Source organism: Kitasatospora sp. NPDC051853 (assembly GCF_044452665.1).
GTDB lineage: Bacteria > Actinomycetota > Actinomycetes > Streptomycetales > Streptomycetaceae > Kitasatospora.
In genome coordinates, this window is the sequence record NZ_JBITBY010000006.1 from 505,828 (window position 1) to 513,600 (window position 7,773).

General features: G+C 72.4%; 7 protein-coding genes and 1 rRNA gene. 4 read left to right on the plus strand and 4 right to left on the minus strand.

The genetic code is table 11. The features are described from left to right. Window positions 1-28: 28 nt before the first annotated feature. Entirely contained in the window at window positions 29-1,795 is a 1,767-nt protein-coding gene (locus tag ACIA8O_RS20450; RefSeq protein ID WP_396295315.1) for an ABC transporter ATP-binding protein, read from the minus strand. Between the two features lie 265 nt (window positions 1,796-2,060). Between ACIA8O_RS20450 and ACIA8O_RS20455 the strand changes: the two genes are divergently transcribed. Continuing rightward, a complete protein-coding gene (locus ACIA8O_RS20455; protein ID WP_396295316.1) occupies window positions 2,061-2,237 on the plus strand; it encodes a hypothetical protein in 177 nt (58 codons plus the stop codon). Between the two features lie 54 nt (window positions 2,238-2,291). Here the strand turns inward: ACIA8O_RS20455 and ACIA8O_RS20460 are convergent, their stop codons facing one another. Together ACIA8O_RS20460 and ACIA8O_RS20465 are read right to left on the minus strand one after the other, a co-directional pair. Continuing rightward, window positions 2,292-3,068, minus strand: a complete 777-nt coding sequence (locus ACIA8O_RS20460; protein WP_396295317.1) for a hypothetical protein — start codon at window positions 3,066-3,068, stop codon at window positions 2,292-2,294. Window positions 3,069-3,228: 160 nt separating this feature from the next. Further along, the gene (locus tag ACIA8O_RS20465; RefSeq protein WP_396295318.1) at window positions 3,229-4,095 is read right to left on the minus strand and encodes an NAD-dependent protein deacetylase; all 867 of its coding nucleotides are present in this window, start codon (window positions 4,093-4,095) and stop codon (window positions 3,229-3,231) included. A 90-nt stretch (window positions 4,096-4,185) separates the two neighbouring features. Between ACIA8O_RS20465 and ACIA8O_RS20470 the strand changes: the two genes are divergently transcribed. Beyond that, on the plus strand, window positions 4,186-4,851 hold the full coding sequence (locus tag ACIA8O_RS20470; protein WP_396295319.1) for an O-methyltransferase: 666 nt from the start codon (window positions 4,186-4,188) through the stop codon (window positions 4,849-4,851). A gap of 91 nt (window positions 4,852-4,942) precedes the next feature. Then, window positions 4,943-5,962 carry a DUF2199 domain-containing protein gene (locus tag ACIA8O_RS20475; protein WP_396295320.1) on the plus strand — a complete coding sequence of 340 codons (1,020 nt, stop codon included), beginning with the start codon at window positions 4,943-4,945 and terminating at the stop codon, window positions 5,960-5,962. A gap of 358 nt (window positions 5,963-6,320) precedes the next feature. On the opposite strand, the gene ACIA8O_RS20480 is transcribed toward ACIA8O_RS20475, so the two are convergent. Next, entirely contained in the window at window positions 6,321-6,914 is a 594-nt protein-coding gene (locus ACIA8O_RS20480; RefSeq protein WP_396295321.1) for a DUF4291 domain-containing protein, read from the minus strand. Window positions 6,915-7,497: 583 nt separating this feature from the next. Between ACIA8O_RS20480 and ACIA8O_RS20485 the strand changes: the two genes are divergently transcribed. After that, window positions 7,498-7,773: ribosomal RNA gene (locus ACIA8O_RS20485) — 16S ribosomal RNA — on the plus strand; the annotation flags it as partial.

Here is a 7,773-nt window from a genome sequence, read left to right on the forward strand (position 1 = left end):
CGTCAGGAGGCGGTGCCGGGCCGCCCGGTCAGGAGGCGGCTGCCGCGTGCAGGGCGCCGTACGCGCCGCCGCCGGTGATCAGCTCGGCGTGGCTGCCCAGCTCGACCAGCCGCCCGTGCTCCAGCACCGCGATCCGGTCGGCCGCCCGGATGGTGGAGAGCCGGTGTGCGACCACGAAGACCGTGCGGCCCTTCACCAGCTCGGCCATCGCCTGCTGCACCAGCGCCTCCGAGCGCGGGTCCAGCGCGGAGGTCGCCTCGTCCAGCACCAGCACCCGGGGGTCGCGCACCAGCGCGCGGGCGATGGCCAGCCGCTGCTTCTGCCCGCCGGAGAGCCGGACGCCCCGCTCGCCGAGCAGGGTGTCCCTGCCGTGCGGCAGCCGGTCGACGAACTCCAGCGCGTTGGCGTCCCGCAGCGCCGTGTCCAGCACCTCCTCCGGGACGTCCCGCAGGCCGTAGGCGACGTTCTCCCGGACGGTGCCGTCGAAGAGCACCGGCTCCTGCGGGACCACCGACAGGAAGCGGCGGTAGCTGCGCAGGTCGAGGGTCTCCATGTCGGTGCCGTCCAGCAGGATCCGGCCCTCGGTGGGGCGCAGGAAGCCGATCACCAGGTTGAGCACGGTGGACTTGCCCGCACCCGAGCCGCCCACCAGGGCGATGGTCTCCCCGGCCCGCACGCTCAGGTCCAGCCCCGCCACCGCGGGCCGGTCCGCGCCCGGGTGCAGCAGGGTGACGCCGCGGAAGTCGATCCGGCCGCGGACGGCGGTGACCTCGGCCTTGCCGGCGTTCTCCTCCAGGTCGGGTGCCTGGAGGACCTCCCCGGCCGAGCGGATCGAGGCGAAGCCCTTGCCGAGCTGCGGGGCCAGCGCCAGCAGACCGGTGACGGAGCCGGTGAGCGAGGTGAAGTAGGCGCTGAGCATCACCACCGCGCCGGGGGTGACGCCCCACCAGCCCTGGTACGCGGCCACCGCCGCCCCGGCCAGGCAGCCGACGCCGATGGCGTTCAGCAGGATCCAGGAGAGCGCGCCGAACCGGCCGTTCAGCAGGTCCAGCCGCAGGCCCGCGTGCAGCACCCGGTCCAGGGTCCGGTCCATCCGGCGCAGCGCGGTGCGCTCCAGGCCGTGCGCCCGGGTGACCGGGATCAGGGTGGTCATCTCGCCCACCCGGCCCGCGAGTTGCTCGACCTCGCGGCGGAAGGACTCGTTCTGGTCGCGCAGCCGGGTGCGCAGCCTGGTCACCAGGTAGGCGGCGGCGGGCACCAGCACCAGGAAGACCGGCAGGAAGGCGGGGGCCTTCCAGCCGATCACGGCCAGCGCGCCCAGCAGGGTGGCGAAGGCGGCCAGCCCGTTGTCGGCGGTCTGCTGGGCGGCGTTCTCGATGTTCTCCACGTCCCGGATCACCTTGGACTGGAGCGCCCCGGCGGTCACCCGGGCGTGGAAGCCGATCGACAGCTGCTGCATCCGGTGGCAGAGCGCGCTGCGCAGCCGGGTGCCCATCCGGCGGATGGTGCCGTGCATCCAGTGCACGTAGAGCAGGTGGAGCGGCAGGTTGAGGGCCAGGATCACCAGCAACAGGCCGGTGTTCCACCAGAGTTCGGCCAGCGGGCGGTGCTCCACCACCACGTCCAGGACGTTGGCGGTGACCAGCGGGAGCAGCCAGATCGGCGAGTGCTTGGCGAGGAAGACCAGGACGGCGAGGGCGGCGCGGGCGCGGTCGGGGCGGATCAGGAAGAGCAGGGTCCGGAGCGGGTGCTCGCCCTGGTAACGGTGGCCGAGTGCGCCCTGGGGCAGTGCCATGGAGGCTCCAGAGGAGGGGGTGTCGTGGGGGACGGTGAGCAGTGTGCCAAGTCGCACCCGATCGGTCAGCCCCGTTCCACTCCGTGGGCACCCCGGCCACTCCTCCCACCTGGCTGAACTTGCTGAAATCGGCGGCCGGTTCGGTACAGCTCGTGACTCCGGACGGTTCCGCTGCGGCAGCCCTCCCCAGGACCGTTCCGCCGTCCTACCGTGGAGGCGGGGCCCGATCCGGTCGGGCCCCGCCAGCCACGTACGGGGGTACACAGTGAAGCGAATCCTCACCGCCTTGGGCTCGGGCATCCGACGGCTCGTCATGGGCCGTCGGCGGGATCGGCAGTTCGACCACCCGGAGGCGCACCGGCAGGAGCCGGACCGCTACGGGCGGGTGGCCCACATCCACCGGCCGACCGACATCGGCCCCGGCGGCTCGGTCGGCAACTGACGCCCTGCCGGGCGGCGGCGGCCGCCCGGGACACGGCCGCCGCCCGACCCGCCGTCAGCTGGTCAGGCGCGGCACCTGCGGGAAGCGGGTCTGGGCCGCGTCCCGGGCGGCCGGGGTGATCATGCGCCGGATGCCCGGGTCCCCGGCCAGCCGGACCGCCTCCTCCTCGGTCATCGGCAGGACCCCCTTCTTGTTGCCGGTGCCGTCCCAGGCCAGGCAGGTGGCCAGGTTCAGCTGGATGCCGGTGCCGTCGGGGTGCACCATCCAGATCACGGTGTCCTGGACGCAGTTGTCGGCCATGTGACTGACCGTGTACTTGTTGCCCCGGTCGTCCACCCGGCAGGAGGTCTGCGCGGTGCAGACCTTGTCCGGGCTGGCGTAGCCGACGAAGGCACGGACCATGCCGGTGCCCCGGGGGGTGGTCAGGTAGACCTGGGCGACGGTCTCCCGGGAGTCCTCGTCGACGTAGGCCGTCTCGGCGGCGTGGCCGCTGGTCGGGACGGACGGCGGCAGCGCGTCCAGGAGCTGGCCGAGCAGGGCGCGCCCGGTCACCGGGACCAGGCCCGTGTCCGGTGAGGCACCGGCGCTCGCGGTGGGCCCGGCGGCCGCGGCGAGCCGCACCGTGTCGTCGGTGCCGCCGGCGCTGTCGGCCGGCCGGAGGTGTCCGCCGAGCAGGGCCGCCAGGCCCGCGACGGTGAGCGCGGCGGCCACCACGCCGCCGACCACGCGGCCGCGGCGCGACCGTCGTGACCAGTGGCTGTCGGGGCCCGCCGGGGTGAGGTCGATCGTCGGCAGTTCGTTGCGAGGCGTGTCGGACGGGAGCTCGTTCATCTCCGCTGTGCCTTCCGTTGTCGTCGTCGCATGCCGGCCATGCAGACCGCCCGGTGGCGGTGTTGCCCATCAGGACGTGGCGGCGGACGGCGCAGGTAACGGGAGGGAACGGCGGTTTCACGGGTCTGCCCGTTCGGACGGCTCCGCGTGGTCCGAACGGTCAGCCGCGCAGGGCCGCGCCGCCGACCAGGTCCGCCAGCTCGACGAGGGCCGGGCCGAGCGGGAGCGCGAGCCGCGCGGTCGCCAACTCGTCGCCCCGGGTGGGGCCTTGGTTGACGATCGCGACCGGGGTGCCGTCCTTGGCGGCCTGCCGGACGAACCGCAGACCGGACATGACGGTCAGGGAGGAGCCGAGCACCAGCAGCACCTGCCCGGCGGCCACCAGGTCGAAGCAGCGCTCCACCCGGGGCTTGGGCACGCTCTCGCCGAAGAACACCACGTCGGGCTTGAGCACCCCGCCGCACTCCGTGCACGGCGCCACCCGGAAGCCCTGCATCGCCGAGTCCGGCAGCACGGCGTCGCCGTCGGCCCGGCGGTCCGCGCCCGGGTCCGCGAACTCCCCGTTCAGCTCGGTCAGCCGCCGGTCCAGCTCGGTCCGCGAGCTGAGGTGACGGCAGGTCAGGCAGACCACCCGGTCCAGCCCGCCGTGCAGCTCCACCGCGTCCCGGGTGCCGGCCGCCCGGTGCAGGCCGTCGACGTTCTGGGTGATCACGGCGGAGACGTGCCCCGAGCGGCGCAGCCGCTCCACCGCGCGGTGCCCGGCGTTCGGTTCGGCCCGGGCGATGGTCCGCCAGCCGGCGTGGCTGCGGGCCCAGTAGCGGCGGCGGGCCGCCTCGCTCCCGGTGAACTCCTGATAGGTCATCGGGGAGCCGCGCCGACGGCTGCCGGTCTCGCCCCGGTAGTCCGGGATCCCCGACTCGGTCGACAGCCCCGCGCCGCTCAGCACCACCACGCCCCGCCCGGCCACCAGCCGGGCCAGGGCCTCCACACCGGCGGACGGTTCCGCCACGGTCACGGGCTCAGCCATGCCGCCCAGGGTAGACCGGCCTGTCCTGGGCGGGGCGGGTTGTAGTAGGTTCCTGCTGGGCACGCAGTGAGTATCGAAAGGGAACTGACTATGCAGCAGACCTGGACCGCCGTCGACGACTACTTCAACGCCCTCCTGGTCGAGGAGGACGAGGCCCTCCTCACCGCCGTCGCCGACAGCGACAGCGCCGGACTGCCCGCCCACCAGGTCGCCCCCAACCAGGGCAAGCTGCTCCACCTGCTGGCCCGGATCAGCGGCGCCCGCACCGTCCTGGAGATCGGCACCCTCGGCGGCTACAGCACCATCTGGCTCGCCCGCGCCCTCCCCGCCGACGGCCACTTGGTCACCCTGGAGGCCGACCCCCGCTGCGCCGAGGTCGCCACCGCCAACCTCACCCGGGCCGGCCTGGCCGACCGCGTCGACCTCCGCCGCGGCCCCGCCCTCGACACCCTCCCGCAGCTCGCCGCCGAGGGCCACGGCCCCTTCGACCTGGTCTTCATCGACGCTGACAAGCCCTCCAACCCCGCCTACCTGGACTGGGCGCTGCGCCTCACCCGCCCCGGCAGCCTGATCATCGGCGACAACGTCGTCCGCGACGGCGCCGTCACCGACCCCGCCTCCGACGACCCCCGGGTCCAGGGCGTCCGCACCTTCACCGAACTCATCGCCGCCCACCCCCGCCTCACCGCCACCGCCCTGCAGACCGTCGGCTCCAAGGGCTACGACGGCTTCGTCCTGGCCGTGGTCACCGCCTGACCCCCGGTCAGCCCGCCGACCGGTGATCGACATGACGCCCCCGTCCTGACTACGCTCCGCCCGACAACCACGGGGGACGGGGGAGCGGACCATGGACGACTCGGACCTGCTCGACGTAGTGATCGTCGCGCTCGTCATCGGAACACCGATCGGGCTGGTGCTCGGCCTGCTGCTGAGACGGCGGCTCTACGGCACCAAGAGCACCCAGCGGACCCGCTACCACGCCGGACTGCTGCGCGAGGAGCTCTTCCGCCTGACCGACTCCGTCGGCGAGGTGGTGGACATCGGCCCGTACGTGCGGGCACAGCCGTACGGGGACACGCAGGTGGGGCGGACGGGCGTCTTCGGCATGCTCAAGGCCGACGGCGCCATCGCCGACCTGCCGGCCCCCGACCCGGCCGTCCCCGGCAGCCTGCTCGTCCGCCTCACCCCCGAGGCCTGGCACGAGGACCTCTCCTACCTGGCCGTCCGGGCCCCGGACGCGGCCGCCGAGAAGGCCCGGGCCGCGGTCCAGGGCCCGGACGGCCGGGCGGAACCGGTGGCCGCCCCGCTCTGCGGCCGCTGCGGCGAGCCACTGAGCACCGCGACACCCGCCTTCGACCACGACCTGCCGGACCCGGTGGCAGACCTCACCGAGCAGGAGCGCCGACAGGTCGTCACCTTCGCGTCCGAGCAGACCGTGCTCACCCGCACCCTCGGCGGCTTCGTCCGCGCCCTGCTCCCCGTCCGGCTCACCGACGGACGGACCGTCAGCTTCGGCGTCTGGATCTCCGTCGAGGCCGACACCTACGGCCGCTTCGCCGACGCCGTCCACGGCACCGGTACCGGTACCGGTACCGGTACCGGCATCACGGGGACGGGCGAGCCCTTCGACGGCCGACTCGCCACCGCCCTCGCCCCCTGGGGCGACACCCTCCTTGCCGCCCCGGTCACCATCTCCTCCCCACGCAGGGGCGGCGGCCTGCGCACCCCGGAGCTGCTGAGCAGCCCCGCCCCCGCCCTTGCCACCGTCCTCCGGGACACCTGGCCCCCGGCCGAGGTTCTGAGCGGCGAACGCGCCTGGGCCCTCCCGTACGACCCCGACCAGCCGACGCCGGAGCACGCCCACTGACCCTCTGTCAGCCGCGGCACCGACTCACCGCGAATCCTCCCGGCCCTTCCGCAGACGGATCACCTTCGTGGCCCAGGCGCCGGCCGTGGTCAACGTGGCAGCCGCCAGGGCACCCACGCAGTCGGCCCCGACGGCCACCAGGAAGTCCCTCACCGTGCACCGCCCTCCGGAGCCGGGGCCAGCGCCGGAGCCCACAGGCCTGTGGACCCGTCGACACGCTGACCGTCGCGGCGCCGCAACTCCGCGACGACCCGCCCGACCTTGCGCCGGACCCGGTTGCCGCTCGTGCTCGGACGAGCTCGCCGCTCAGCTCTGTTCCCGGGGCACTGACGGCAAGGACGCGCGCCATACGGCAGGGTCACGCCCCGAGGTGGGCCAGCAGCTCCGGCCCCGCCGGGTACGGCCGCTCCTGCGGCAGCAACGCGGCCGCTGCGCCGAGGTCGCCGCTCCGCACCAACGCGTGGACCCGGTGCGCGAGCGGGGTCACGTCCGTGATCGACACCGTCCACTCGTCCGCGTAGCGCCCCGCCGCCTCCCCGGCGAGGCCGAGCTGGAGCGAGCGGTACGGCAGCGGCTTGAGGTGCAGGTCCCGCTCCGGGTCCCACTGCACTCGAGCGGGCGCCCGCTTGAGCTCGCGCTTCCAAGCGGCCTGGTCGGAGTGGAGCCCGCGCTCGTAGTGGGAGAGGCACGCGTGCCGCAACGCCCACTCGAAGCCGGCCCGGGAGATCTCGACCGCGAGCACGGTCTCCTGTCCTTCCTTCTCCCCCCAACCGCAGCGGTACATCATCCAGAGGAACGACGGCTTGATCCACGTCATCCGAGTCCGGCTCCAGGAGGAGGGGAAACGCCCGTCGCGGGCCGCCGCCACCCCGATCTCCGGCCGGTACGCCTGGTAGACGGTGACGGTCTCCTTGGTGTGCAGCGCACGGATGCGGTGCTTCGGTTCGTCCATGGTGAGGAGGATGCGACCCGTGGGGTCGAACGGGCGAACCGTTTTCGCGGAGCGGGCCTGGGCGTTTGCCTCCGGGGGACAGGAGGAGTACTGTTCCCTAGTCGCTCGGCAGGGAGCACCGGACACGCGTTCTGTGTGGACGGTCCCGGGGCGGCCAATCCTTGGAACACCACTTCTGATCCGAGCCGGTTCGCACCCTTTTGCGGGCTGGGTATTTGTCGTGTGCGTTTATATGGATTGCGGCTGGATTCGCTTTTCGGAGCGAGGATCGGCTAAGGTTTGAAACGTCGGACAGGCCGTCAGGTCGCGGAAGACAAAAGCGAGTCAGGCGAAAACGTCTGATAAGCTGGAAACACGAAAGAACGAAGCGCCCGGAGGGCCTGCCAGAAGGCAGTCCGAAGGAAGCCACCGTTCCTTGAGAACTCAACAGCGTGCCAAAAGTCAACGCCAGATATGTTGACATCCCCGGCCGGGCATCTGCTCGGTTGGAGATTCCTTTTAAGTAAGACACTAGCGAGGACGCAGTGCGCAGGGCCACCCTATTCCGGTGGTTGCTGTGCCGCTCTTCCGAGGTGCGAAAGCATTCACGGAGAGTTTGATCCTGGCTCAGGACGAACGCTGGCGGCGTGCTTAACACATGCAAGTCGAACGGTGAAGCCCTTCGGGGTGGATCAGTGGCGAACGGGTGAGTAACACGTGGGCAATCTGCCCTGCACTCTGGGACAAGCCCGGGAAACTGGGTCTAATACCGGATATGACCTTCTTCCGCATGGTGGAAGGTGGAAAGCTCCGGCGGTGCAGGATGAGCCCGCGGCCTATCAGCTTGTTGGTGGGGTAATGGCCTACCAAGGCGACGACG